The organism is Aliiroseovarius sp. F47248L, assembly GCF_023016085.1.
Lineage (GTDB): Bacteria > Pseudomonadota > Alphaproteobacteria > Rhodobacterales > Rhodobacteraceae > Aliiroseovarius.
The window spans coordinates 1,986,847-2,010,792 of sequence record NZ_JALKBF010000001.1 but is presented as its reverse complement, the minus strand read 5'-3'; the positions used below and the strand labels follow the sequence as shown (position 1 = coordinate 2,010,792).

Genomic DNA, 23,946 nt, shown 5'->3' with positions numbered 1-23,946 from the left:
ACGCGTTTACACCGACATGCAGATGTATTTCATCTCAAGGAAATCCTCGATCCCGTGGCGTGATCCTTCACGGCCAAGGCCCGATTGCTTCACCCCGCCAAACGGTGCGGTCTCGGTCGAGATGATGCCGGTGTTCACGCCGACGATGCCGTATTCCAGCGCCTCGGCCACTTTGTAAACGCGGCTCAGGTTGTTGGCATAGAAATACGACGCCAGCCCGAAGATCGTGTCATTGGCTTGCGCGATCACGTCATCTTCATCCTTGAACTTGAACAAGGGTGCCATCGGGCCGAAGGTCTCGTCCGTGGCGACCTCCATCTCACGCGTGGCGTGTTTGATGATGGTCGGTTCGAAGAACAGCCCACCTTTCTCGTGCTCCTTGCCGCCCAAAATGATCTCGCCGCCTTTCGAGGTCGCGTCGGCCACATGCTCGCGCACCTTGTCCACCGCGTCTTGCGAGATCAACGGGCCAAGAGCGATGCCTTCATTCAGACCGTCGCCCACGGGCAGGGCGGACACGGCCTTGGCGAAGCGTTTAGCGAAATCGTCATAGACGCCTTCCTGCACATAGATCCGGTTGGCGCAAACGCAGGTTTGGCCGTTGTTGCGGAATTTGCAGGCGATGGCGCCTTCGACAGCAGCGTCCAGGTCGGCGTCATCGAAAACGATGAAGGGTGCGTTTCCGCCCAATTCCATCGAACATTTCAGCACCTGATCGGCGGCCTGACGCAACAGGATGCGACCCACATTGGTCGAGCCGGTGAACGTCAATTTGCGCACCAAGGGGTTTTCGCAAAACTCCTTGCCGATGTCCGAACTGCGCGAGCTGGGCACGATGTTGAAGACACCCGCCGGAATGCCCGCACGATCCGCCAGAACTGCCAGCGCGGTGGCCGACAAAGGCGTTTCGGCGGCCGGACGCCCCACGAAACCACAGCCAGCGGCCACCGCCGGGCCGCATTTGCGGGTGATCATCGCGTTGGGGAAGTTCCACGGCGTGATCGAGGCAACAACGCCGATCGGCTGACGGATCACCATCAGGCGTTTGTCGGGCTGGTGGCCGGGGATGGTTTCGCCATAGATGCGTTTTGCCTCTTCGCCGAACCATTCGATGAAGCTGGCGCCATAGGCGATCTCGCCGGTGGCTTCGGCCAGCGGTTTGCCCATTTCGGCGGTCAGGATGGTAGCAAGGTCGCCCTGATTTTCCATCATCAGGTTGAACCATTTGCGCATGATGTTGGCGCGGTCTTTCGCCGTGCGCTTGGCCCATTCGCGGCCCGCCTTGTCGGCGCAATCAATGGCGCGCGCAACTTCGTCGCGGGACAGATCGGCCACTTTGGCAATCACATCGCCGCGTGCGGGGTTCTTGACATCGAAGGTTGCGCCGTCTTCGGCGTCGATCCATTCGCCGTTCACATAGGCGCGGGTTTCGACCAAGGACGGGTCTTTCAGCAAGCTTTTCAGCTCGGTTGCGTTGGCGGCCATTTTACTCTCCCATAGCTCATGTGTCGTTCGGGACTGGCCCGACCAAATCACAGGATATCTGTCATGAATCTCGACATAGCCTATGCGAATGCGGATTTCATCCCGAATGGGCTGGATTTCCCCGCAAAATGGCAGAAAATGGCGGGTGATTTCCGAAGCTCGCACAAGAATCTTCGGCTGGACCTGCCCTATGGTGAAGATGCTTCGAATGCGTTTGATCTGGTGTTGCCGGACGGCATGGCGAAAGGTCTGGTGGTGTTCGTCCATGGCGGCTATTGGATGGCGTTCGGGCGCCGCGACTGGACGCATCTGGCCGCAGGCGCCGTGGGGCAGGGATACGCCGTGGCGCTGCCGTCCTATCCGCTGGCTCCAGACGCGCGTATTGCCAAGATCACGAAGGCGGTCGCAGCGGCCATTGACGCCGCGGCTGATCAGGTGGCAGGCCCCATCCATCTGGCGGGGCATTCAGCAGGCGGGCATCTGGTGGCGCGGATGAATTGCATTGATGTGCCTCTGTCCTGTCGCGACCGGATTGCGCGGATCATGCCGATTTCGCCGCTGAGTGATTTGCGACCGCTGATGCGGACCAAGATGAATAACACGCTTCACCTGGACGAGGCCGAAGCGCAGGCCGAAAGTCCAGCCCTGAACAATCATCGTGTAGGCATCCCAACGACGGTCTGGGTGGGCGCGGACGAACGCTCCGCCTTTCTGGATCAAGCCCGCGATTTGACGCTGGTCTGGCCCGAGGCCGAACTGACCATCGCTCCCAACCGCCACCATTTCGACGTGATCGCCCCGCTGGCAGATCCGGATAGCGACATGGTGGCAATCCTTCTGGGGCGTGATCAGCGGCCGAAATCTTCAAGTGCGCGGTAGTCGATGGTTTCCAGCACCGGGATCATCACGTCAATGTCCGCGCCTTCAGCTTGTATCAGGATGCGGCCATCGACGATGCCCGATAGATCGCCATCCTGGTTAAGGTATTTCATTCGCCCAACGCGTTCGAGCTTCGCCCCCATCAGCCCGGCATTGGACAACATGCCTGATAGCGCGCCCACCATAGGATTGTTCGCCATGATGGTGATCTTGAACTCGTCCGAGCCAGCCGAATAAGTCGCTTCAGCCCCGGCGCCACCGCCCATCATGGCAAGGCCCGCGTTCATCTCGGTCGACACTTCGCGGGTCCAGCCATCTGGTGCCTCGGGCAGGAACTTAGCAAGGTCTGCGGTTTTCATTGCCTGAAGCAATTGCTTTGCGTATTCAAGCTCTTCCAGCGTGTAGGTGATGTCGCCCTCTTCATAGGCTTTCAGGGCGCTTTGAAGCGTGTCGGTCACCTCGTCTGCTTGGGCTAGGGTCGGTGTCAGCAAAGTGGCCAGAGCAACGGCTTTGAACAAGTGTTTCATAAGATACTCCTCAGGAAAATTTCTCGGTCCATGTCGGCAGTGTGTCGTGTTTGGCGGGCGTTGCCGCGTAAACGCCGCGGGCGATGGCGCGGGCCAGACAGGTGGCGGCGGCATGACCCAGGCGCAGCGCGCCAAAGCCTGCGTCGGGCAGGGTGCGTGCACCGGTGGCAGCGGCAAAGATCAGGTCGCCATCAAATGGTGTATGGCTGGGATGGATCGCGCGCGCCATTCCGTCATGGGCGGCAGTGGCCAGCCGGGTGGCTTGTGCTTGGGTCAGGTCGGCATCGGTTGCAATGATCGCGATGGTGGTGTTTTCGCCCATGCGCGCCTCGGGGTGAGGTTCAATGGTCGGGTTATGGGTGCCCATTCCGCGATTGCCGAATTCGCCGTTCATTTCCCAGAGGGCGGCCCAGAAGGCAGGATCGTCGCCCATTGTCACTGCACCCAAAGCATTCACGGCCACCAAAGCGCCCACGGTGATACCGCAGTTCAAAACCAGTGAGGCCGAGCCAAGTCCGCCCTTCAGCCCCTCAACCGTCGCCCCGGTGCCTGCACCAGTCGTGCCAAGCGCGAAGTCCGTGCTGGCGGCCTCCAGCGCTGCGCGTCCCAAAGCCTTGTAGGGGTTCTCGGCCCAGCCCTTATCGCCGCCGTTCAGAAGATCAAACAGGATTGCGCCCGGCACGATTGGCACCCGCTGGTCGCCCACCTGAAACCCGCGCCCCTGCGCGCGCAGCCCGTCCACCACACCAGACGCTGCATCAAGCCCGAAGGCCGAACCGCCTGACAGAACCAACGCATCGACCTGTTGTACCAGCTTGTCGGGCGCCAGCAGGGCGGTTTCGCGCGTGCCCGGCGCGCCGCCCATGATGTGCACGCCCGCCGTGAACGGTGCATCCCCGACTAACACGGTCGCGCCGGTTTTGATCAGGTGATCCTCAGCATTGCCGACGCGAAGGCCGTCCACATCGGTAATCAGGTTCTTAGGTCCGGGCTTCATCAGATACATCGCCCCCCGTCGACTTCCATCGCCACCCCTGTCACCATCGACGCCTCATTCGAGCACAGGAAACACGCCGCGTTACCCATGTCCTCGGGGGTCGAGAACCGGCCCAGCGGGATGGTGGACAGGAATTTCGCGCGCATCTCGGGCGTGTCTTCACCCATGAAACTGGATAAAAGCGGGGTCTCGCCCGCCACCGGACAGATCGCGTTGACGCGGATGCCATGCGGGGCCAGTTCGACCGCCATTGCCTTGGTCGCGGTGATCATCCAGCCTTTCGAGGCGTTATACCAATTCAGGTTCGGGCGCGGGCTGAGGCCAGCGGTTGAAGCGACATTCAGAATCGCGCCGGTGCCCGCCGCCTTCATCGACGGCACGAAATAACGCGCCATCAGGTAAACCGATTTGGCGTTGACGGCGAAGACTCGGTCGAACTCGCCCTCGTCAACCTCTTCCATCGGTTTGGGCAAATGGGTGATGCCCGCGTTGTTCACGATGATGTCCACATGGCCCCAAAGCTCGTGTGCCGCGCGCGCCATTTGGGCCACGCTGTCCCCGCTGGAGACATCGACGTGATGAGCCACGCCGTTCACCTCGGCGGCCACCGTGCGCGCCAGATCGTCGTTCAGGTCGGCGACCATCACGCGCGCGCCCTCGGCTGCGAACTTGCCAACAATACCAGCGCCGAAGCCAGATGCGCCGCCGGTCACGATAGCCGTTTTCCCCTGAAGTCGCATCCAATCCCCCTTGTTAGTCGCAGCAAGCTTGCGCCGATTTGCCGGGCGGTGCAAGTCAGGTGCACGCTGTCTGCCAGAGCACCTGATTCAACCCGGCAAAACACGCGAACCGGGTCAGTTCAGCCTCCAGTTTAGTTTGCCGCGGCGGCGTCCAGCGCACGCCCGTTTCTGGCCAAAAACCGACGACCGTCAAATGCCCGGTCTTGCGGTCTGCCTTCAATTCAATTCGCCCGACGAAGCGGTCGCCTTCCAGCAGAGGATAGACGTAATAGCCCCAGCGCCGCTTGGGCTTGGGGACGAACATTTCGTTGCGGTAGTCGAAGCCGAACAGACGATCCAACCTGGCGCGGTCGCGGATGGCCGGGTCGAACGGGTTCAGAATGCGCAGCCGCGTGGTGGGTGCGGGCAGGATGGCGAGCCGCGTTTCGATATCCGGATGGGCAAGGGCGGTGACGCTGCCTCGATCAGCGGTTTCAATTTCGACCGGCACCAGTTCGGCGGCGTCACACCAGTTTTTCGCCTCACGAGCGCTCATCGCGTCCCAGAACCGACCCACCTCGCCGCTCGTGCCGAAACTCAGCCGATCCATCGCGGCAGAGCACAGCCAGTCGACGGCGTGGGCATCTTCGACAGGGTCATGCTCGGGGAACACCCGTTCGCCCAGATCATAGAACTTCACGAAATTCTCGCGGTGGCAGGTTGCCAGTTCGCCCGCATACCACATCTGGTCCAGCGCTTTCTTGTGCGGTGGGCGCGCCCACATCTCGCGCTTTTCAACCTTGGTGTCGAAGGCGTGGGTGGACAATGCACCTTCGTCCGTGATGCGTTGTCGGATCTCGGCGATCTGGGCTTGTCCCAACCCGGATTGATACCAGTCATGGCGCCCCACCCGCGCGCCCAGACGGTCGAACTGCCGCCGCCAGAAGGGCAGAACACGCCTGTCGATCAGGCTGGCGTCATGGGTGAAATGCTCGAACACGTCGCGCTTGGCCAGCCGGTCCCAGATCATCCCTTCGCGCACGTTCTGATTGCGGCTCCACAGGATATGGTTGTGCGCGCGGGTTACGTTACGGATCGTGTCGATCTGCACAAACCCCAACCGCCAGATGATTACGTCAAGGTCCAGCGCGCCGGTGGGCGTGTCCGACAACGCGTTGGTCCACAGCCACAGGTGCCGCGCCTGCTTGTTCGACAGTTTCAGCCGCGCGCCCATGCCTTACCCGTGCTTCGCGGCGATGGTTTTCAGTTGCGAGAAGCCGTAAAGCGCCTCGAACCCCTTTTCGCGCCCATGACCGGATTTGCCGACGCCCCCGAAGGGCAACTCCACCCCGCCGCCCGCGCCATAATTGTTGATGAACACTTGTCCCGCACGCAGCCGTTTGGCCAGTCGCATCTGGCGCGCACCGTCGGCGGTCCAGATGCTGGCGACCAGACCGTAATCGGTGGAATTCGCGATCTGCACGGCTTCTTCTTCGGTGTCGAACGGGATGATGACCTGCACCGGGCCGAACACCTCGTCACGCGCCAGCGGATGGTCTGGCGGCACATCGGCAAACAGGGTTGGGGCCACGTAATGCCCACCTTCGGGGACGTCTGTTATCTGCCCGCGCCCGGCCACGCGCAGATCGCGGCCTTTCGCAAGGAAGGTTTCGACGATCTCTTTTTGGCGGGCCGAGATCAAGGGGCCAACATTCCGGTCTGCACTGGCCGGACCAACCTGCAAGGCGTCATAGGCCGCACCCATCCGCGCCACCACGTCGTCATAGACGGCGCGCTGCACCAGCACCCGTGAACTGGCCGAGCAGGTCTGACCCGCGTTCTGGATACACGCGCCCACCAAAAAGGGCAGGGCCGCGTCCAGATCAGCATCGTCGAACACAAGCTGGGGCGACTTGCCGCCTAGCTCCAACGTCACCGGCACCACGTTTTGCGCGGCGGCGGCTTGCACCAAACCGCCCACCGGCACAGATCCGGTAAAGCTGATGTGGTCCACGCCCGGGTGAGCGGACAGTGCCGCACCTGCTTCCTCGCCCAACCCAGTCACAACGTTCAGCGCACCCTTGGGCAACCCGGCCTCCTCGGCCAGCCGGGCGAAGGCCAATGCGGTCAGGCAGGCTTCTTCTGCGGGTTTCAACACACAGGCATTGCCCATCGCCAGTGCCGCCCCGACCGAGCGTCCGATGATCTGCATCGGGTAGTTCCACGGAACGATATGCCCCGTGACGCCATGCGGTTCGCGCAGGGTATAGACGGTGTAGCCGTCCAGATAGGGGATGGTGTCGCCCATCACCTTGTCGGCGGCCCCTCCGTAGAACTCCATGTACCGTGCCAGCGCCACGGCATCGTTCTTCGCCTGGGTCAGCGGTTTGCCCACGTCGCGTGATTCAAGCGCGGTCAACTCCTCCACGCGTGTTTCCACGAGCCGCCCGATCCGGGTCAGGATGCGCCCGCGCTCGGTTGCGGTCATCCGGCCCCAGTCGCCGTCCATCGCGGATTGCGCAGCGGTCACGGCGGCGTCGATGTCGCGCGCCGTGCCACACGCGATCTGGGTGAAGACATCGCCGGTTGACGGGTCTTCGACGGGCAATGTGCGCTCGGTCTTGCACCACACCCCGCTGATCAAAATCTCGGTCGGATCGAACCAAAGGTCTTTCATCTTAAGCCTCCTTCCACGCGGGCGGAATGACCGGCGCGGCGTTGATCAGGGTTTGTGTATAGGCGTGTTGGGGCGCGGCAAAGACGGCCTCGGTCGCGCCGTCCTCGACGATCTTGCCTGCCTTCATCACCAGCACCCGGTCTGTGATCGAGCGTACGACGCCAAGGTCATGGCTGATGAACAGATAGCCCATTCCGTGACGCGCTTGAAGGTCAGCCAGCAGGTCGAGGATACCGGCGCGGATCGAGACATCGAGTGCAGACACGGCTTCGTCCAGGATGATCAGTTCCGGGCGCAGGATCAGGGCGCGGGCGATGGCGATGCGTTGACGCTGCCCGCCGGAAAACTCGTGCGGAAAGCGGGTCATGGCGTCTGCGTCCAAGCCCACCTCGGCCAGCGCATTGCGCACGCGGTCGCGCCAGTCATGGGGGCGGCTGCCCAACAGGTGAAAGGGCTCGGCGACCAGTCGTTCGACGGTCCAGCGGGGATTGAAGCTGCCGTACGGGTCTTGAAACACCACTTGCAGCCCTGCGCGGCGGGCAGGCGGCATGTCGGGGGCAATGGGCGTGCCGTTCAACAGGATTTCCCCGCTCTGCAACGGCTCCAACCCCAGAATGGCGCGGCTGAGCGTCGATTTCCCGCAGCCACTTTCACCGACCAGCCCAAGGCTTTCGCCCTTGTTCAGCGTGAAGCTGACCCCGTCCACGGCGCGAAATTGCGGGGCTGGCGCGAACAAGGAAGTGCGCGGCAGAGGGTAGTCGCGCACCGCGCTGCGCACCTCTAGAAGCGGGGCATCTTGCGGAATGGCCTGACCGTCTGGCACATGGCCTGACGCCTCAAGCAACTGGCGCGTATAGGGGTGGGCCATGGTTCGAAACAGCGTCTCGGTTTCGGCCTGCTCAACGATCTCGCCTTTGCGCATGACGGCCACATGATCGGCCATACCCGCCACCACAGCCAGGTCGTGGGTGATCAGCAAAAGCCCCATGCCGTCTTCGGCGACCAGTTCCTTCAGCAGATCCAATATCTGTGCTTGTGTGGTCACGTCCAGCGCGGTCGTGGGTTCGTCCGCGATCAGAAGGTTTGGATGCAGCGCAATGGCCATAGCGATGCAAACCCTTTGGCGCTGCCCGCCCGACAGCTCATGCGGATAGCGATCCAGCGGGAAACGATCTTGCGGCAGGCCCACCCGGGCCAGTTTTTCGGCAGCGATGCGGTTGGCGTCGCTCCTGTTGGCGCGGCCATGGATCAACAGCGTCTCGGCCACCTGATTGCCGATGGTCTTGACCGGGTTCAGCGCCGTCATCGGCTCTTGAAAGATCATCGAGATGCGGCGCCCGCGTATGTCGCACATCGCGTCTTCGTCCAGCGTCGTAAGGTCCGTGTCTTCCAGCCATATCTGGCCCGAAGTCGTCATGCCGCGCGGCAGAAGCCCCATCAGGGCCAGCGCCGTCATCGACTTGCCCGACCCGCTTTCGCCGACCAGCCCGACCACCTGACTGGGCGCAATCGTCAGGTCCACCTCACGCAGTATCGGAACGCCGTGGATGGACAGGGCAAGGTCTTCGATGCGGATCATGCGCGTGCCCTTCTGATACGGGGATCAAGCAGGTCACGCAGCCCGTCACCCATAAGGTTCAGACCCAGCACCATTACGACAATCGCCAGTCCCGGCGCGATGGCCAAGCGCGGGTGGGAATAGATCATGGTCTGCGCCTCGGCCAGCATCCGGCCCCAACTGGCGGTCGGGGGCTGCGCGCCAAGGCCCACATAGCTCAGCCCGGCTTCGGCCAAAATGCCCAGTGAAAACTGGATGGTGCCCTGCACGATCAGAAGGTTTGCGATGTTGGGCAGGATGTGTTCGATACTGATCCGCACCTTGCCCTTGCCCGCCACCCGTGCGGCCATGATGAATTCCTGTGTCCAGATCGTCAGCGCGCCACCTCGGGCGACACGGGCAAATACGGGGATGTTGAAAATACCGATGGCGATGATCGCGTTGGTGGCCGAGGGGCCGAAGGTCGCGGTGATCAGGATAGCGATGACCAGCGCGGGGAAGGCAAAGATCAGGTCGTTGCCTCGCATGATCACCTCGTCCAGCCCCCCGCCACGATGGGCGGCGGCCAGAAGACCCAGCGGCACGCCGACGGCCATGCCGATGCCGACGGCCAGAACGGCGACGGCGATGGAAATGCGCCCACCCTCCATCAGCATCGACAGAAGGTCACGCCCGAAATGGTCGGTCCCCAACAGATACTCGGCGGATGGGGCGCGCAGCTTGGCGGCGATGTTCAGCGTGGTTACGTCATAGGGCGTCCAGATGAAAGAGATCAGCGCGGTTGCCAGCAGCGCGGCGCTGAGCACCGCGCCGATCCATAGCTGGGCGGGCAGGCGGGTCATCTGCGCCTCCGCAGGCGGGGATCGACAACGGCATAGGCCACATCGACCAGGAAGGTTACTAGGATCACGGCAAAGACCAGCAGCATCACGACGCTTTCCACAACCACAAGGTCACGCTGGGTGATCGCCTGAAAGATCAGCCGCCCAAGGCCGGGCAGGAAAAAGACGTTCTCGATGATGATCGCACCGGCTAGCAGGAAGCTGAATTGCAATCCGATGATGGTCAGAACTGGGATCAACGCGTTGCGCAGGGCATGACGGCGGGTGGCCTGAGCCATGGTCAATCCCTTGGCGCGGGCGGTGCGCATGTAATCTTGATGAAGCACATCCAAAAGCGATGACCGCATGACGCGGGCGAGAATAGACGCCTGCGGCAAAGCAAGTGCCACGGCGGGCAGCGTCAGCGCCTTCATCGCGGGGCCGATCCCTTTGTCCCAACCCGGAAACCCTCCGGCAGAAAACCAGCGAAGCTGGACGGCGAAGAGCATGACCAGCAGCATGGCAAACCAGAAATTCGGCACCGCGATGCCCAATTGCGTAGTCCCCATGATCGCGTAATCCGAAACCTGCCCGCGCCGCGTGGCGGCAAACATGCCGATCGGGATGGCGATCAGCGTGGACAGTCCAAGTGCGAAAAGCGCAAGGGGAAGCGAGACCTGCAACCGCTCCACCACAAGCTCGGACACCGGAACGCGATAGGTATAGGAAATTCCGAAATCGCCCGTCACCAGCCCGCCGACCCAGCCAAGGTAACGCGCGACCAGCGACCCGTTCAGCCCGAGATCGTCCCGCAGTGCCGCGACGGCTTCGGGTTGTGCGTTCAGACCCAGCATGAACGAGGCGGGATCGCCCGGAATGACCTCGATCATCGCGAAGATCACCAACGAGGCGACCACAAGGCTGAGGCCAAGCGACAAGGCGCGGGTCAGGACAAAACGCAACATGACGGCGAGCGTAGTCGGGGCCAAGCCCTACGGAAAGGGGGAAAACGCGGAGGGGCCCGGTTAGATCTTCACCTCGACACCAGGCAGGTTCAACGCCTTCATCAGCTCGCGCAATTCCTGGCGCGCGGCCACGTTCGAGATGTTCATCTGCCCCACCACACCGATGTCGCGCAAATCAAGCAGGGTCAGCCCACGCGGGAACAGTTCGCGGAAGATGACACGCTCGTTAAAACCGGGGGCCACGCGAAAGCCGATCCGCTTGGACAGGTCTTCCACCGCATCGCCCATCTTTTTCTTGTTGTGCATCATCTGCGCGCCCAGGCGGTTGCGCACGACGATCCAATCAATTGGTTTCAACCCCGCCTTAGCACGTAGCTGGCGTGCGTTCCAAACCATCTCGGAATAGACCGACGGGCCTTTGACCTTGTTGGTCTCGGGGTCAATATGCGCCAACAGGTCGAAATCGACAAAGCTGTCATTCAAAGGCGTGATCAGCGTGTCGGCCAGCGAATGCGCGACCTGACTCAGCCGGGTATGCGATCCGGGGCAATCAATTATAATGAAATCCCGATCCGCTTCCAATGCGGCCACGGCCATGGACAAGCGGCGGTCATAAGGGTTTTCGCCGGGTTTCAGAATGGCGGGATCGACCTCGGGCAAGTCGTGGTATTCAGGGGTGGCGAGATCAACCCCGGCGCGCGCCATTGTGGCTTTGCGGTTTTCCACAAAGCGGCCAAATGTCTTCTGGCGCAGGTCCAGATCAAGCACCCCGACTTTATGCCCCAGCCGCGCAAGCGCTGTTGCCACATGCATGGACACGGTGGATTTACCAGCCCCGCCCTTTTCGTTTCCGACCACGATAATATGCGCCACGCCTGTATCCCCGACTGTTGTGCAGCTTTTTATAAACGGGGACTATAAATACGAAGCCCGGCGGGGGGAAGATGCTGTGCGCATTGAAATCTGGGCTGAGTCTTCAATGCCATAGCGTGGTACTGGACTGCTTATGAGTTCGGTGTGCTACTTCGGTGTCGGAACCCACGCAAAAGCCCGGTCAAGAAATGGGGGTACATTTTGTGTGACGGGCGTGCCATGTGCCATCACAACAGCCCGCGGGGACCAGGATTTTATCTTGTGCACGGACCTGCGCAGAGCATTTTTATCGCGAAAGGCAAGGCGGAATTTTCTTGGAACAGCAGGTTCGGGTTCGGTCATCAGATCAAGGCGGGCAATAAGTGCGCGCCAGCCCGAATACCACCCCTTTGGCAATTGCTGCAGAAGGTCGGTGAACAGCAATGTGCCGCTTGGCCGGTGGAAAAATACAACCTCGGTTGTAATCGCATTTCCGGTCATTATCACGTGGTCTATGTCTTTTGTCCAAGCCGGTTCCGGTGTCTCGGTCAACTCGCCCGCAAAGGCGATGTCGGCTCGTTTGGACTGTAAACCGGGCGCGGCAAAAGGTGACGCCTTTGGAAAGGCGTCGATCCAGTCCGGCATATTCATGTGGTGCAGCGTGTTGGGGGCAATCAGATATCTGACAGTTCCAAGTGTTTCTATGTCTCGGCACAGTGCATCAGTTAGGGCAATGGGCGACCATACGAGTAGATCGCGACCATGCAACCTGATGACGACCATACGCGTCGGATAGTGAAAACCGGCAGCCGCTTTGATAGATGGCCCGTCAGCAAGCCAGATCTCTGGCCCAAACTGTGAAAGCATCTCGCTCCTCATGTCGATGGTTTTGACAACAAGGCTACGAATACGCATTCCCACCTATAATGAAAAACGCCGCCCCGGATGGGACGGCGTTTCTGTATTGAACGAGGTTGGGCTTAGAAGCCGAACCCTTCGTATTTCGATTTGAACTTTGACACGCGACCGCCAGTGTCCAGCAGGCGCGAGCTGCCGCCGTTCCACGCGGGGTGAGCGGTGGGGTCGATGTCCAGTGCCAGGGTGTCGCCTTCTGCGCCCCAGGTCGATTTCATCTGCACGATCGTGCCGTCGGTCATTTTGACGTCGATCATGTGGTAGTCGGGATGGATATCCTTTTTCATAACGACGCTCCTTATGCTTTCTTGGCTTTGTAGTTGGCATCTTCTGCGATACGAGCTGACTTACCACGACGCGTCCGCAGGTAGTACATTTTCGCACGACGTACGCGACCACGGCGAACGACGGTGATGCTGTCGATGTTTGTCGAATGCAGGGGGAACACACGCTCCACGCCTTCACCAAAAGAAATCTTGCGCACGGTGAACGATCCGGCAATGCCTGCACCGTTCTTACGGCTGATGCAAACGCCTTCGTAGTTCTGAACACGGGTGCGTGACCCTTCGGTCACTTTAAAGCCGACACGGATGGTGTCACCGGCTTTGAAATCGGGAATATCTTTTCCCAGGGCGGCAACTTGTTCCGCCTCAAGCTCTGCGATCAGGTTCATCTGACCATCTCCTATCTATGCTTGCGGTTGGTCCGCAAAGTTAGCTGCCGTACAAGAGCTCCTTGTCTTCACCGGGTCCGCACATGCGCCCGCAGGAGGTCGTCCGTCGTTTCTTTTTCCGTTCTTCAGCCGGGCTGTGGAATGCAGAAGAAAGCATCACCCCAAATGAAAAACCCCCGCGCGACTCGGAAGAGTGGCAGACGGGCGGTGTATAGGAGGAATGCGCCCGCAGATCAAGGCCAATGGCGCTGGGCAAAGCGGCCACTTTAAAGAAGGCGGAAGCCGCACCGGGGGTACGGTGCGGCTTCCTTCGTTTCGGCGTCCGTGAGTGGAGTTCGTCAGACGAGGACGAGGGGTGCCGAAATTGCGTTGCGCGCTGAGCGGAACATCGGGATAAGACGTTTTTGCTCAGCCGAAGGGCGCGGGGTGCACGCCGCACGCTTCTTTTTCGCAAGGGCGCTCAGTGCGTTGATGCGGTTCTGTTTTGCAGTGATCAAGAGTTCCATGTCGTTCACCTTTCTTTGCCGTCATCCGGTCGTTCAGAGTTCGAAGTTCACAAACTGTTTTCAATCGAAAAGAGATTAAGAAAGATGGTCGCGAAGGTTTGCGGTATCTCTTCAAATGGTGGTTTCGGTCTATCGTTGATTAAACGTCGCACGCCCAACAAATGACACAAATTCACCTTTCTCGGTTCCCCATATATAGCGAGTGCAAAAGGGTATAAGTCGCGTGTTTCATGAGATTTTAGAAACAGTTAAGGACGAATTTTCGGACAGTTACACTTTTCGAAACAAAGTCACAAAAAAGCCATGATTGAAATTGGACAAAACCAGTCAATCAGCCCCGTCTTCGTCTCGTTTTCGCCGCAATGATTCCCACAGATCCGGCCTGCGCTCGCGTGTGAGTTGTTCGCTCATGTTGCGACGCCAATCAGCGATCCGACCGTGATGCCCCGATGTCAGGACCTCGGGGATGGTACGGCCCCGCCACTCGGCAGGGCGGGTGTATTGCGGATGCTCCAGCAGCCCGGCAGAAAAGCTTTCCTCTTCGGTCGACGCTTCGTTGCCTAAAACACCGGGCAACAATCGCACCGTGGCATCAAGCAGGGCTTGCGCTGCAATCTCACCCCCGGTCAGGACGAAATCGCCCAAACTGACCTCCTCAATCCGGTATTCCTCGATTACCCGTTCATCGACGCCCTCGAAACGCCCGCACAGGATGGTTAGGCCGTCGCAGGTGGCGAGGCGGCGCGCCATCGCCTGATCAAGCGGCTTGCCGCGTGGCGACATGTAAAGGATCGGCCACTTTGCGCGGTCGCTGGACACGCCAGATTGGGCTATATCTATCGCTTTACCCAAAACATCGGCACGCAGCACCATGCCCGCGCCACCACCCGCAGGCGTATCATCCACATTGCGGTGTCTGCCTTCGCCAAATGGGCGCAGGTCAATCGGTTCAAGCGCCCATAATCCATCCTTTAACGCCCGCCCCGTCAGGCTTTCGCCCAGCACACCGGGAAAAGCTGAAGGGAAAAGGGTGATGATCTTGGCGGTCCAGACCCCGGCAAATCGTGGCGTTTCGGTCATTAACGCGCGTGGTTTAAACGATGCCGAGACCGCGATTTTGCCATGCGATTTCATGACACGCGCTTTGGGGCCTGCGCTTGCTTCGGTTGCCGAAGGTTTTGGTTTGTCCGTCATGGCGCCTCCCATACCGGGTTTCGGTGAGGGTGGGAAGTCAAGGCGTGCGACGGTGGGGAGATAGCAGGAGTTCTTTTTGTGCCTTCAACTCTGACTTTGAAAGCCCTTGACGGTTCAGCGCCAGAAATGACTCGCGAAGCCCCTTGCCCTGCCCACGGTTCGCATGTGGTGCGGGGGTCAAGTCCACCTGCACAGAATCAGGCACTTGTGCAAGGTTCAGCAACGCAGTGGCCAGACCGTTGGGGTTGTTTATGTGATCCTCCAATGCTGCTGTCACAACCGGGATGGGTGATAATGCCTTGGCCATATTACGTGCTTGGTTGACTGGTGCGATATCCGATGGAAAGCGAGCACGAAATGTCTCGTAATCATCGGTCAGACGGATCGAGCGCAGCAGGTGTCCATGCACGGACCTAAGCCAATCCTCGCGCTCGCGGGTGGTGTAGAAGAAAGTGATCGTGACATCGGCACCAAAGCGAAGGCGCAGTTCTTTCACGATGGTTCGGGCAAGTTTCTGGGCAGCGGGAAGATATGAAGTGATCATCCGCCTACCCAGCATTCGATGGCCCGGCATCCCCCCCGAGAAACTTTCGCGCGACAGGATAATGACGTCGTGATCGGGGATCGAGGCCAGGAATGTGCGAAATGCCTTTCGAAACAGATACAAGCGATGCGGAAAGGGTCGTTGCGCATACAGCCGTGCGGCGGCGCCTGCATTCATGAACTCCCGTTGGCCATAATAGTCGAAAAAAGGCGACAGGGCAGGACGGTTTTGGCAGAGGAAATCCTGAAGGCTTGTCGTGCCGGTTTTGTGAAACCCGGCATGGACGATAACATGTATCATTCCGGGAAGACACCTTGGGGCGGATCAGCAATAATCCGGCCTGATGCCAGATCAACGGTCGGCACGGCCTCTAATGTGAAGGGTAGAAGCGCACCGGTTTTCAGGCCGGGACCTTGCACCTCCAGCACATCGCTGGCGCCGTGATTGTGTACTGCAGAAACACGGCCAAGTTCACGGCCGCCTGTGTCCAGAACGGTCAATCCAATCAGGTCAGCGTGATAATATTCGTCGTCGGGCAGCGTCGGTAGCGCGTCGCGGTCGGCAAACAGCCTTTTGCCTTTCAGGGCGTCTGCTTCTTCTTTGGTGCGCACGCCGTCGATCCGGGCAGCAAAGCCGTTTTTAATCGGGCGATCCAACTTCAACACAAACTGGCGCGCGCCGTCTTCGGACCATAACGGGCTATAGTCGCCAATGGCCTCCGGGTCGGCACAGAAGCTTTTTACGCGCACTTCGCCTTTGACACCAAAAGCACCTGCAATCGCACCCACGCAAATTCGATCTTCGTTCATTTCACACCTACGCAAATGCCCCGATCAACGGCACCACCCCGATCAAGGCAGCGGTCCGTCATCGAGTTTCGTTCAAACAGTAACCCGGCAAGAAACCCGGCACCGACGATCAGGATCAACCGAAAGGGACGAAATAGCAAACCCATGGAACAACTCCTCGGTGGATGTCAGCGCGTTTCGAGGGGAAGGGTGCCGCGTCGCACTTCCCAGCCCGCATGTTCAAGTTCGGGGCTGTCGTCAACCGTTTCAGGCCAGCCCAGACAGAAATAGCCAATCAGTCGCCAGTCAGCCGGGACGTCAAGGTCTTGGCATAACTGGACAGGGTCAAGGATTGACACCCAGCCCAACCCAAGGCCGCGGGCACGCACAGCAAGCCAAAACAGCATGATTGCAGACACAACCGAATAGCGGCGCATTTCGGGCATGGTGCCCGTGCCAAGGCCTGCGCCTTTCGGGGTCACCTCATCGCTGAACACCGCCAGTTGGACGGGGGCATCTTGCATCCCTGACAGTTTCAGCCCAGCATAGAGCTTGGCCCTTTCGCCCGAATAGCCGCACAAAGCGTCGTCATTCCTATCCGTGAAATTGTCCAGCACTGCAGCACGGGCCGCATTGCTTTCCACACGGATCACCCGCCATGGTTCTGACAGCCCCACAGATGGGGCTAACAAAAACGCGTCGAGGCACTCTTGCAGGAGCGCCTCGTCCACTGGATCGGTGCGAAAGCGGCGCACGTCGCGCCGCCAACGCATCAGATCTTCAAGATCCGACTGAAACGCCTTTGTAAAGGTGTGCATGTCAGATCCTATTGGAAGATTACTCTTCCGAAGCTGCTTCTTCTGCAGGCTCTTCAGCAGGTGCAGCGGCGGCTTCGGCAGCGGCAGCAGCCTTGTCGGCTTTTTCCTGCACACGTTCCTGGGCTTTCTTGCCGGGAACACCTTTTTTCAGGTTCGCACGCTCTTTTTTCTCAAGCACGCCAGCGGCTTCCAAGAAGCGCGATACGCGGTCGGACGGCTGTGCGCCTTGATCCAACCAGTACTGAACGCGCTCCATGTCCAGCTTTACACGCTCTTCCGAATCTTTCGGCAGAAGCGGGTTGTAGGTGCCCAGTTTTTCGATGAAGCGGCCATCGCGCGGCATGCGCGAGTCGGTTGCAACAACGCGATAGAAGGGACGTTTTTTCGAGCCGCCACGGGCGAGACGAATTTTCATAGCCATGAGAGTTTTCCTTTTTTCTAGCTATTTGAGCAGGGCTTGGCCCCAGTCATTCTTGGTGTTTCTTGTGATGCCTGATGACCTCATCAATGATGAAGTTCAGGAATTCTTTGGCGAATTCGGGATCCAGATCGGCAAGGCGTGCCAAGTCTTCCAGTCGTTCGATTTGTTTGGCCTCACGCGCCGGGTCCGAGGGAGGCAGGTCGTATTCGGCCTTCAGTTTGCCAACCGCCTGCGTATGCTTGAAGCGTTCGCCCAGCGTATAGACAAGGATTGCGTCCAGCCGGTCGATCGACTGGCGATGTTCTTTCAAAAGTTCATCGGCGCGGGTGACGGCGTCGGTCATAGGCAGTCCTCCGGGGCAGGGTGTCGCCAGATTTCAGTCGGACCGTATTCCGGGTCGTCATACATGGTCTCGAATTGTGCATCCAAGCGGTGCGCAACGGCTTTTGAAGCTTCGTTTTTTGGATCAATCTGCGAGATCGCGGTCTCCCAGCCAAGCGAGCGATAGGCATGCGTCCGGGCTGCAACCGCGGCTTCGGTGGCAAACCCCTTGCCAATCGCATTTGGCATTAAGGTCCAGCCGATCTCGCGTTCGGACCAGCCATGCGGAAACCACAAGCCCACGCGGCCCTGATAAGTGCCTGTCGCCTTGTCCTCGAGGGCCCAGAAACCGTATCCGCGCATTACCCAATGGCCCAGAATGGTCGCCAGCAACCGCCATGTGCGGTGGGCTGGCATCGGTCCGCCAACAAATTTGGACGCATCTGATGTATAGAAATCCGCTTCGGCTGTGAAATCAGCTTCACACGGCGCGCGCATAATCAGGCGATCCGTTGTCAGAACAGGAATGTTGAGCGAAAGCGTCATGAATACGCCTCCGGGCCACCATCACTGTCCAGCGCATAAGTGAAGACCAGCGACCCATCCAATGTGCCTGTCTGTTGACCTCCAAGTTTCACGACCAGTGCTTGACTGGCGGTGTTTGCCGGGTCGACATAGCTGACGATCAGATCTGGCGCGATGCTGCGCAGATGCGCCAAGGCGGCATTGGCAGCCTCGAATGCAAAGCCCTGTCGTTGGGAGTCTGGGGCGATGAAAAAGCCAAGTTCAATGGCTTGGTCGCCGGGTTCGACTCCGGCAAAGACAAAGCCCACAATGGTGTCATCGTGACTCACGGTGAACATGCCGTCACCACGCAGAACCCATCCGGCGGTGTAATTTGTAAACTGTGCCCAGATATCTTCGTCACCCAGCGTCTGCCCCATGAACTTCGCTGAAGGTAACGAGAACAGCCGTTGGAACACCGCGAAATCCTCCAACATCGGCGTGCGCAGCACCAGCCGTTCTGTGTACAGAACGGGAAGCGTAGCGCGTGCGGCTTCGGCTATATGGGCGCCGGGGCTGGGAAGAGTGACGGGCGAGATCATGTTACTTTTTCTTCCCAAATCCAGACAGGCCGGTGGGAAGTCCAGCGCCACCAAGACCGGGCAGCTTGCCACCCATCGCTTTAGCCGCTTGTTCAAGCACTTTCGGGTCCATCGACGACGGATCCATACCAGGAGGCATGCCGCCACCTTTGCCGAACATGCCGGACATGGCCTGTTTCAGCATCTTGCCTTTGCCCATCTTGCCCATCTTCTTCATCATGTCGCCCATCTGGCGCTGCATCTTTAGAAGCTTGTTCAACTCGGACACTTCCATCCCGGCCCCGGCGGCAATTCGTTTTTTGCGGCTGGCTTGCAGAATTTGCGGGTTGGCACGCTCGCGTTTGGTCATTGACTGGATCAGGGCAATCTGTTGCTTCAGCAGCTTGTCGTCCATGCCTGCCGCTTCAGCCTGTTTGGCCATTTTGCCCATTCCCGGCATCATCCCCATGACGCCTTGCATGCCGCCCATCTTGATCATTTGTTCCAGCTGCATCTTCAGGTCGTTCATATTGAATTGACCCTTTTGGAAGCGCTTCATCATGCGCTCGGCCTGTTCGGCTTCGATGGTTTCCTGCGCTTTTTCGACCAGCGAAACAATGTCACCCATGCCAAGGATACGACCGGCGATCCGCTCAGGTTCGAAGGTTTCCAGCGCGTCCATCTTTTCGCCAAGGCCGACATATTTGATCGGCTTGCCGGTCACAGCGCGCATCGACAGGGCGGCACCGCCACGTCCGTCGCCATCCATCCGTGTCAGAACCACGCCAGAAATGCCGACCTTGTCGTCAAATTCCTGCGCGACTTCGACCGCGACCTGACCGGTCAGGCCATCGACCACAAGCAGTGTTTCACGCGGGCTCACAACGGCCGAGACTTGCTCGACTTCGCCCATCAGGACTTCGTCGATGTGCAAACGGCCAGCCGTGTCGAGCATATAGACGTCATAGCCGCCCATCGTCGCTTGCTGTTTGGCGCGTTTGGCAATGTCGACAGGTTTTTGACCCGGGACGATCGGTAGTGTGTCGACACCGATCTGAGTGCCCAAAATTGCCAACTGGTCCATGGCGGCCGGGCGATAGACGTCGAGAGAAGCCATCAACACGCGCTTGCCATCTTTTTCTTGCAGACGTTTTGCCAGTTTGGCAGTCGTGGTCGTCTTGCCACCGCCTTGCAGACCGACCATCAGGATGGGCGCGGGGGGGCTGTCGATCTTCAGGGCACCGGGTTCACCTTCGCCGGTCAGAACTTCGACCAATGCGTCATGAACGATCTTCACGACCTGCTGGCCAGGCGTTACGGACTTCGTGACGGCCTGACCAGTGGCCTGTTCTTGCACTTTCTTGACGAAGTCGCGCGCCACAGGCAGTGAAACGTCAGCCTCAAGCAAGGCCACACGAACCTCACGAAGCGCAGTTTTCACATCATCCTCGGACAGCGCACCCTGTTTCGTCAGGCGGTCAAAGACACCGGATAGGCGATCTGACAGGCTCTCGAACATATCTCGGCTCCTTTGCCGTTTCGTTTACCCTTAGATAAGGGACGGGCTGCGCATTTCCAAACTTCAAACCAGTGACGCCCCTGTGGGCGCGACGCGCTGACAGGGGGCGATCCCGGCAAAAGCCATGGGACCGGAAGCATAACGACTCCCGGAGTTGGGGCGGAAATAGACCGCTTGCCCCTTGCTGTCAAGGAAAGCTGCTCTGGGGGCGGTGGTGTGGTGCCAATTGACCTGTATCATGGTTGCGCGCCACCGGGTAACGTATCCAGATGGGGAAACGGAACACTTAAACACAGGAGCACCAAGATGTATAAAAATGTCCTTGTGCCGATCGCTTTGGATCATGAGCGAGACACCAAAGAAGCGCTGAGCATTGCGAAAGCCATCGCCGAGAAAGGGGCCAAAATCACGGCCCTTCATGTGATGGAAGAAGTGCCAGCTTATGTCGCCCAATACTTGCCCGAAGGCCAGTTGGAAGAAAACGTGCATGAGCTACAGGTGCGGATGAAAGAAGAACTGGCCGGAGAAGACGGTATCGCCATCAAGGTTATTTCAGGTCATGCGGGTCACGCCATTGTGGATTACGCCAAGCACCACGGGGTTGATTGCATTGTCGTGGCGTCGCACCGGCCGGGCTTGACCGACTTTTTCCTTGGCTCAACTGCAGCCCGCGTTGTGCGTCATGCGCCTTGCGCTGTGCATGTGTCGCGGTAGATTGCCGATCATATATTGTTGGAAATGCGGGCACTTGCGGCCCGCTTTTTCATACCTACATCATTGTTCAGCAAGGCAGGAGGAGCCAGCATATGAAATGCCCGATTGATGGAACTGAACTATTGATGATGGAACGCCACGGCGTCGAAATCGACTATTGCCCAGACTGTCGGGGTGTCTGGCTAGATCGGGGTGAGTTGGACAAAATAATTGAAAAGGCCACTCCGGCTGTCGTTTTGCCGGATCCCGATCCGACCCCGGTGCCTGCCGATCCGCCTGACCTGCCAGGCCCGATCACCACTGATGAGCCCCGCACAGCCCGGCGGGAAGATTATGAGGATCGCCGATACAAGAAGCCGTCACGCAGGGCACGTAATCGTTATGACGATGATGACGACGACTATGATGACGATGATTATCGCCATGCGAAGCGATACAAACGCAAGCGCCGTAAGTCGATATTGTCCGAGATATTCGACTTCGACTAACCGGTAGATGATGCGGACTGGGGTGAGCCATTTCCGCCCACCCCTAAATCCGATGTTCATCTGACGCGTGAAAGGGACTAGGCTTTCCTTATCAACAGGAGGAAGCCATGCCCAAGATCAGCAAAGCCCCCGACTATCAAACCGTTATCACTACGTTCGAAATGACGCCCGGCACTTGTCAGGATTTGCTGGACGCGCTGACCGATGCCTATCAGCAGTTCATTTCAAAGCAGCCCGGATTTGTAGCTGCTGGTCTGCATGTCAACGACGCGCAGACACGGATTGCCAACTATTCACAATGGAAGCGGCGCGAGGATTTTCAGGCCATGCTGCGCACCGGCGAAATGCGCGAGCGGAACCGTGTGATCGCGACCCTGTGCAAGAGCTTCGAGCCAGTCATGTATGACGTGTTCGAAACCTTCGACTGAGCAGTGCTGAAAGGGAACAGAATGAAAAAGACTATCTTCGTAGTTGCTGCCGCGCTTTTGGCGGCACCTGCATTTGCGGATGGGGTGAACATTCGCCCGGACGTGCCATCAGTGACGGTCGAGACCGCATCTGGCACGGTGGAAATCTCGCGCAATCCTGATCAGAGCAACATGATCACCGGGGAATGGGCGCGGACCTCTCGTGCGTGCCCTAATTTTTGTGTGCAGCCGATGGTGCCCGCCCCCGGTGTGACGCCGATTGGTGAGCTTGAGTTGCTGGACATGCTGCAAGACCCAGAGGTGATTGTGGTCGATAGCCGCGTGCCGGCCGATCACGCAGGCGGCACGATCCCCGGTGCCATCTCGATCCCCTATAACGAGGCACCGGATCGTCTGGACGAACTGGGGTGCGAGATTGATTTTGACGGGTTCGATTGCGAGGGCGCTAAACCTGTTGCTTTGTTTTGCAATGGCAACTGGTGCGGTCAGTCGCCCACTGCTGCGCGACGGATGATCGAAGCCGGATTTCCCGCAGACAAGATCCATTATTATCGTGGGGGGATGCAGGCTTGGCGCCTGTTGGGGCTGACAGTGTCTGATCCTCAATAGCCGCATGGTCTGGTACGTCGGGGCCCTGAAGTGTCGAATGCATTGCGTTGCATAATAGGGGCAGAGGCGACAGCATCTGAACCCAGCCATTGACCCTTTGCATCGACATCCCCAAGTTGGGTGAATGGATAAGAGTGACGATATGGCGCGAATGGCCAGAAAACGACTGTTTGGCTTGCCAGCTGCTGCATTGGCGGCAGGATTGGCAATGGCGTCTTTCAGTGGCACTGCTGCCAGCGCGCAAGAGCTGATCGGCTCATACGTAGCCTATATCGGCCAACCAGATCTGTTCAATTCCAACGGTGGGCGGCTTAACCAGCCCTGGCAAATTCTGCGTCAGGACCGCGCCAATTTCCATCGGTTCGGGATCAGCCAACCCGGCGATGAATTCGACCCGTTTTTTGGGTCAATCAACAATCGCAAAATCATGGAACGTATGGTGATGAATGGATCCATTGATCCGCAAGCCGCGAAACGTTTGGTGCAGGGCGGGGCGACCGTGTTCGTGCGCATCTATGGAAGTGGCAATACCGGTACATCTCTTACGGTGACTGTCGCAAAATGAACCGTTGCGCGCGGCGTAGGACATAGAGCGTGACGGCTGCGATTTCCCTGAGATATCCCCGCATGATCCTATGAAGTTTGTTCGGACGCAATGCAGGTGAAACGCTGACAGGGGTTAGCCCGAACTCGCGGGCTGTCAATCGCGCACGGTACGCATGATAGCGATCCGTGACCAGCACGACCTGCGCGTCGGGCGGCAGAAGCGGTTTCGAGTTTTTGATATTTTCCAGCGTGTTGCGCGACGTATCTTCGATCAATATCGCGGAAGCTGGAACCCCCGCCTGAACGCAAACTTCAGAGATTACATCGGCTTCACTGCGGCCCGCACGGGGTACGCCACCCGATGCGATGATCTGATCAACCTGCCCGCGCAGATACAGATCAGCCGCCGCCATGGCGCGCCGCTGAAGGGCAGGTGAGGGCGACCCGTCTGGCCGCACTGCTGCCCCCAGAACAATGGCGACGCCGGTCATTCGGGATAGGTTTGACGGCAGGTTTTGGTGCCCGCAACCGCTTTGCGCTGCGCTGTCGCGAGCTTCTTTTTCAAACTTGCCAGCTTGGCTTTTTCATTCCCAATATCGATGGAGACGGGCGTTTCAATTTGGCGAAATGCTGTCCGATGACAGGTATAAGGTTTCTTGTTGCTATCATAGCATACGCGCGTGTTGGTGATGGGAATGGATTGCCGATGCAGCGCATAGCCGCGCGCTATGTTGGTCTCGGCCGTTTTGATCTGGGCTTGCAGTGTGTGATACTCGGCGGTTGCCCCGGCGATGCAGCGTTGTTGCGGCGTTGCACATCCCGTTAGACCCAGCGCAAGAACAAGGCCTGACATTGCCGGGATACGGTGGAGAAATAACATAAAGCGCGATCCTCTGT

32 protein-coding genes are annotated in these 23,946 nt (G+C 59.0%); 6 read left to right on the top strand and 26 right to left on the bottom strand.

Annotated elements, in window-relative coordinates; all coding sequences use genetic code 11:
* Positions 1-6: 6 nt before the first annotated feature.
* Positions 7-1,485: an NAD-dependent succinate-semialdehyde dehydrogenase gene (locus MWU51_RS10035; protein WP_247036881.1), complete on the bottom strand. Its 1,479-nt coding sequence runs from the start codon at positions 1,483-1,485 to the stop codon at positions 7-9.
* A gap of 63 nt (positions 1,486-1,548) precedes the next feature.
* On the opposite strand from MWU51_RS10035, the gene MWU51_RS10030 reads away from it, so the two are divergent.
* Positions 1,549-2,364, top strand: coding sequence for an alpha/beta hydrolase (locus MWU51_RS10030; RefSeq protein WP_247036880.1), 816 nt, complete (start codon positions 1,549-1,551; stop codon positions 2,362-2,364).
* On the opposite strand, the gene MWU51_RS10025 is transcribed toward MWU51_RS10030, so the two are convergent.
* From MWU51_RS10025 to ffh, 23 genes are all read right to left on the bottom strand, one after another.
* Positions 2,334-2,891 (bottom strand): hypothetical protein, encoded by a 558-nt coding sequence (locus MWU51_RS10025; RefSeq protein ID WP_247036879.1) that lies wholly within the window; start codon positions 2,889-2,891, stop codon positions 2,334-2,336. The genes MWU51_RS10030 and MWU51_RS10025 overlap by 31 nt on opposite strands.
* A gap of 10 nt (positions 2,892-2,901) precedes the next feature.
* A complete protein-coding gene (locus tag MWU51_RS10020; RefSeq protein WP_247036878.1) occupies positions 2,902-3,888 on the bottom strand; it encodes a P1 family peptidase in 987 nt (328 codons plus the stop codon).
* Complete coding sequence (locus MWU51_RS10015; protein ID WP_247036877.1) at positions 3,888-4,628, bottom strand: SDR family oxidoreductase; 741 nt, start codon at positions 4,626-4,628, stop codon at positions 3,888-3,890. The genes MWU51_RS10020 and MWU51_RS10015 overlap by 1 nt, the downstream gene beginning before the upstream one ends.
* 55 nt (positions 4,629-4,683) lie before the next feature.
* Positions 4,684-5,841, bottom strand: a complete 1,158-nt coding sequence (locus tag MWU51_RS10010) for a crosslink repair DNA glycosylase YcaQ family protein (RefSeq protein WP_247036876.1) — start codon at positions 5,839-5,841, stop codon at positions 4,684-4,686.
* Between the two features lie 3 nt (positions 5,842-5,844).
* The gene (locus MWU51_RS10005) at positions 5,845-7,284 is read right to left on the bottom strand and encodes an aldehyde dehydrogenase family protein (RefSeq protein ID WP_247036875.1); all 1,440 of its coding nucleotides are present in this window, start codon (positions 7,282-7,284) and stop codon (positions 5,845-5,847) included.
* Between the two features lies 1 nt (position 7,285).
* Positions 7,286-8,863, bottom strand: a complete 1,578-nt coding sequence (locus tag MWU51_RS10000; RefSeq protein ID WP_247036873.1) for a dipeptide ABC transporter ATP-binding protein — start codon at positions 8,861-8,863, stop codon at positions 7,286-7,288.
* On the bottom strand, positions 8,860-9,684 hold the full coding sequence (locus MWU51_RS09995; protein WP_247036871.1) for an ABC transporter permease: 825 nt from the start codon (positions 9,682-9,684) through the stop codon (positions 8,860-8,862). The genes MWU51_RS10000 and MWU51_RS09995 overlap by 4 nt, the downstream gene beginning before the upstream one ends.
* Positions 9,681-10,628 carry an ABC transporter permease gene (locus MWU51_RS09990; protein WP_247036870.1) on the bottom strand — a complete coding sequence of 316 codons (948 nt, stop codon included), beginning with the start codon at positions 10,626-10,628 and terminating at the stop codon, positions 9,681-9,683. The genes MWU51_RS09995 and MWU51_RS09990 overlap by 4 nt, the downstream gene beginning before the upstream one ends.
* 60 nt (positions 10,629-10,688) lie before the next feature.
* Positions 10,689-11,501, bottom strand: a complete 813-nt coding sequence (locus MWU51_RS09985; protein ID WP_247036869.1) for a division plane positioning ATPase MipZ — start codon at positions 11,499-11,501, stop codon at positions 10,689-10,691.
* A gap of 147 nt (positions 11,502-11,648) precedes the next feature.
* Entirely contained in the window at positions 11,649-12,347 is a 699-nt protein-coding gene (locus MWU51_RS09980) for a DUF4336 domain-containing protein (protein ID WP_247036867.1), read from the bottom strand.
* Positions 12,348-12,460: 113 nt separating this feature from the next.
* Positions 12,461-12,682 (bottom strand): 50S ribosomal protein L31, encoded by a 222-nt coding sequence (rpmE, locus tag MWU51_RS09975; protein WP_247036866.1) that lies wholly within the window; start codon positions 12,680-12,682, stop codon positions 12,461-12,463.
* 11 nt (positions 12,683-12,693) lie between these two features.
* On the bottom strand, positions 12,694-13,068 hold the full coding sequence (rplS, locus tag MWU51_RS09970; protein WP_247036865.1) for a 50S ribosomal protein L19: 375 nt from the start codon (positions 13,066-13,068) through the stop codon (positions 12,694-12,696).
* A 338-nt stretch (positions 13,069-13,406) separates the two neighbouring features.
* Positions 13,407-13,574, bottom strand: coding sequence for a hypothetical protein (locus MWU51_RS09965; RefSeq protein WP_247036864.1), 168 nt, complete (start codon positions 13,572-13,574; stop codon positions 13,407-13,409).
* 327 nt (positions 13,575-13,901) lie between these two features.
* A complete protein-coding gene (gene trmD / locus MWU51_RS09960) occupies positions 13,902-14,708 on the bottom strand; it encodes a tRNA (guanosine(37)-N1)-methyltransferase TrmD (RefSeq protein WP_247038799.1) in 807 nt (268 codons plus the stop codon).
* Between the two features lie 97 nt (positions 14,709-14,805).
* A complete protein-coding gene (locus MWU51_RS09955; RefSeq protein ID WP_247036863.1) occupies positions 14,806-15,612 on the bottom strand; it encodes a hypothetical protein in 807 nt (268 codons plus the stop codon).
* Complete coding sequence (gene rimM, locus MWU51_RS09950; RefSeq protein ID WP_247036862.1) at positions 15,609-16,121, bottom strand: ribosome maturation factor RimM; 513 nt, start codon at positions 16,119-16,121, stop codon at positions 15,609-15,611. Before rimM ends, MWU51_RS09955 begins: the two co-directional genes overlap by 4 nt.
* Positions 16,118-16,267, bottom strand: coding sequence for a hypothetical protein (locus MWU51_RS09945; RefSeq protein WP_247036861.1), 150 nt, complete (start codon positions 16,265-16,267; stop codon positions 16,118-16,120). Before MWU51_RS09945 ends, rimM begins: the two co-directional genes overlap by 4 nt.
* A 21-nt stretch (positions 16,268-16,288) precedes the next feature.
* Complete coding sequence (gene bluB / locus MWU51_RS09940; protein ID WP_247036860.1) at positions 16,289-16,918, bottom strand: 5,6-dimethylbenzimidazole synthase; 630 nt, start codon at positions 16,916-16,918, stop codon at positions 16,289-16,291.
* A gap of 19 nt (positions 16,919-16,937) precedes the next feature.
* Positions 16,938-17,339 (bottom strand): 30S ribosomal protein S16, encoded by a 402-nt coding sequence (rpsP, locus tag MWU51_RS09935; protein ID WP_247036859.1) that lies wholly within the window; start codon positions 17,337-17,339, stop codon positions 16,938-16,940.
* 46 nt (positions 17,340-17,385) lie between these two features.
* Entirely contained in the window at positions 17,386-17,682 is a 297-nt protein-coding gene (locus MWU51_RS09930) for a chorismate mutase (protein WP_247036858.1), read from the bottom strand.
* Complete coding sequence (locus tag MWU51_RS09925) at positions 17,679-18,206, bottom strand: GNAT family N-acetyltransferase (protein WP_247036857.1); 528 nt, start codon at positions 18,204-18,206, stop codon at positions 17,679-17,681. The genes MWU51_RS09930 and MWU51_RS09925 overlap by 4 nt, the downstream gene beginning before the upstream one ends.
* On the bottom strand, positions 18,203-18,766 hold the full coding sequence (locus MWU51_RS09920; protein ID WP_247036855.1) for a GNAT family N-acetyltransferase: 564 nt from the start codon (positions 18,764-18,766) through the stop codon (positions 18,203-18,205). The genes MWU51_RS09925 and MWU51_RS09920 overlap by 4 nt, the downstream gene beginning before the upstream one ends.
* 1 nt (position 18,767) lies before the next feature.
* A complete protein-coding gene (gene ffh, locus MWU51_RS09915; protein WP_247036854.1) occupies positions 18,768-20,264 on the bottom strand; it encodes a signal recognition particle protein in 1,497 nt (498 codons plus the stop codon).
* 306 nt (positions 20,265-20,570) lie between these two features.
* On the opposite strand from ffh, the gene MWU51_RS09910 reads away from it, so the two are divergent.
* The 5 genes from MWU51_RS09910 (at position 20,571) to MWU51_RS09890 (ending at position 23,068) form a co-directional block, all read left to right on the top strand.
* Positions 20,571-20,978 carry a universal stress protein gene (locus MWU51_RS09910; protein ID WP_247036853.1) on the top strand — a complete coding sequence of 136 codons (408 nt, stop codon included), beginning with the start codon at positions 20,571-20,573 and terminating at the stop codon, positions 20,976-20,978.
* A 92-nt stretch (positions 20,979-21,070) separates the two neighbouring features.
* On the top strand, positions 21,071-21,466 hold the full coding sequence (locus MWU51_RS09905) for a zf-TFIIB domain-containing protein (protein ID WP_247036852.1): 396 nt from the start codon (positions 21,071-21,073) through the stop codon (positions 21,464-21,466).
* A 107-nt stretch (positions 21,467-21,573) separates the two neighbouring features.
* Positions 21,574-21,894 (top strand): antibiotic biosynthesis monooxygenase, encoded by a 321-nt coding sequence (locus MWU51_RS09900; RefSeq protein ID WP_247036851.1) that lies wholly within the window; start codon positions 21,574-21,576, stop codon positions 21,892-21,894.
* Between the two features lie 21 nt (positions 21,895-21,915).
* On the top strand, positions 21,916-22,503 hold the full coding sequence (locus tag MWU51_RS09895) for a rhodanese-like domain-containing protein (RefSeq protein WP_247036850.1): 588 nt from the start codon (positions 21,916-21,918) through the stop codon (positions 22,501-22,503).
* Positions 22,504-22,627: 124 nt separating this feature from the next.
* Positions 22,628-23,068 carry a hypothetical protein gene (locus MWU51_RS09890; RefSeq protein ID WP_348646733.1) on the top strand — a complete coding sequence of 147 codons (441 nt, stop codon included), beginning with the start codon at positions 22,628-22,630 and terminating at the stop codon, positions 23,066-23,068.
* Here MWU51_RS09890 and MWU51_RS09885 read toward each other — a convergent pair.
* Complete coding sequence (locus tag MWU51_RS09885; protein WP_247036848.1) at positions 23,046-23,540, bottom strand: YdcF family protein; 495 nt, start codon at positions 23,538-23,540, stop codon at positions 23,046-23,048. The genes MWU51_RS09890 and MWU51_RS09885 overlap by 23 nt on opposite strands.
* Positions 23,537-23,929, bottom strand: a complete 393-nt coding sequence (locus MWU51_RS09880) for a hypothetical protein (protein WP_247036846.1) — start codon at positions 23,927-23,929, stop codon at positions 23,537-23,539. The genes MWU51_RS09885 and MWU51_RS09880 overlap by 4 nt, the downstream gene beginning before the upstream one ends.
* Positions 23,930-23,946: the final 17 nt, after the last annotated feature.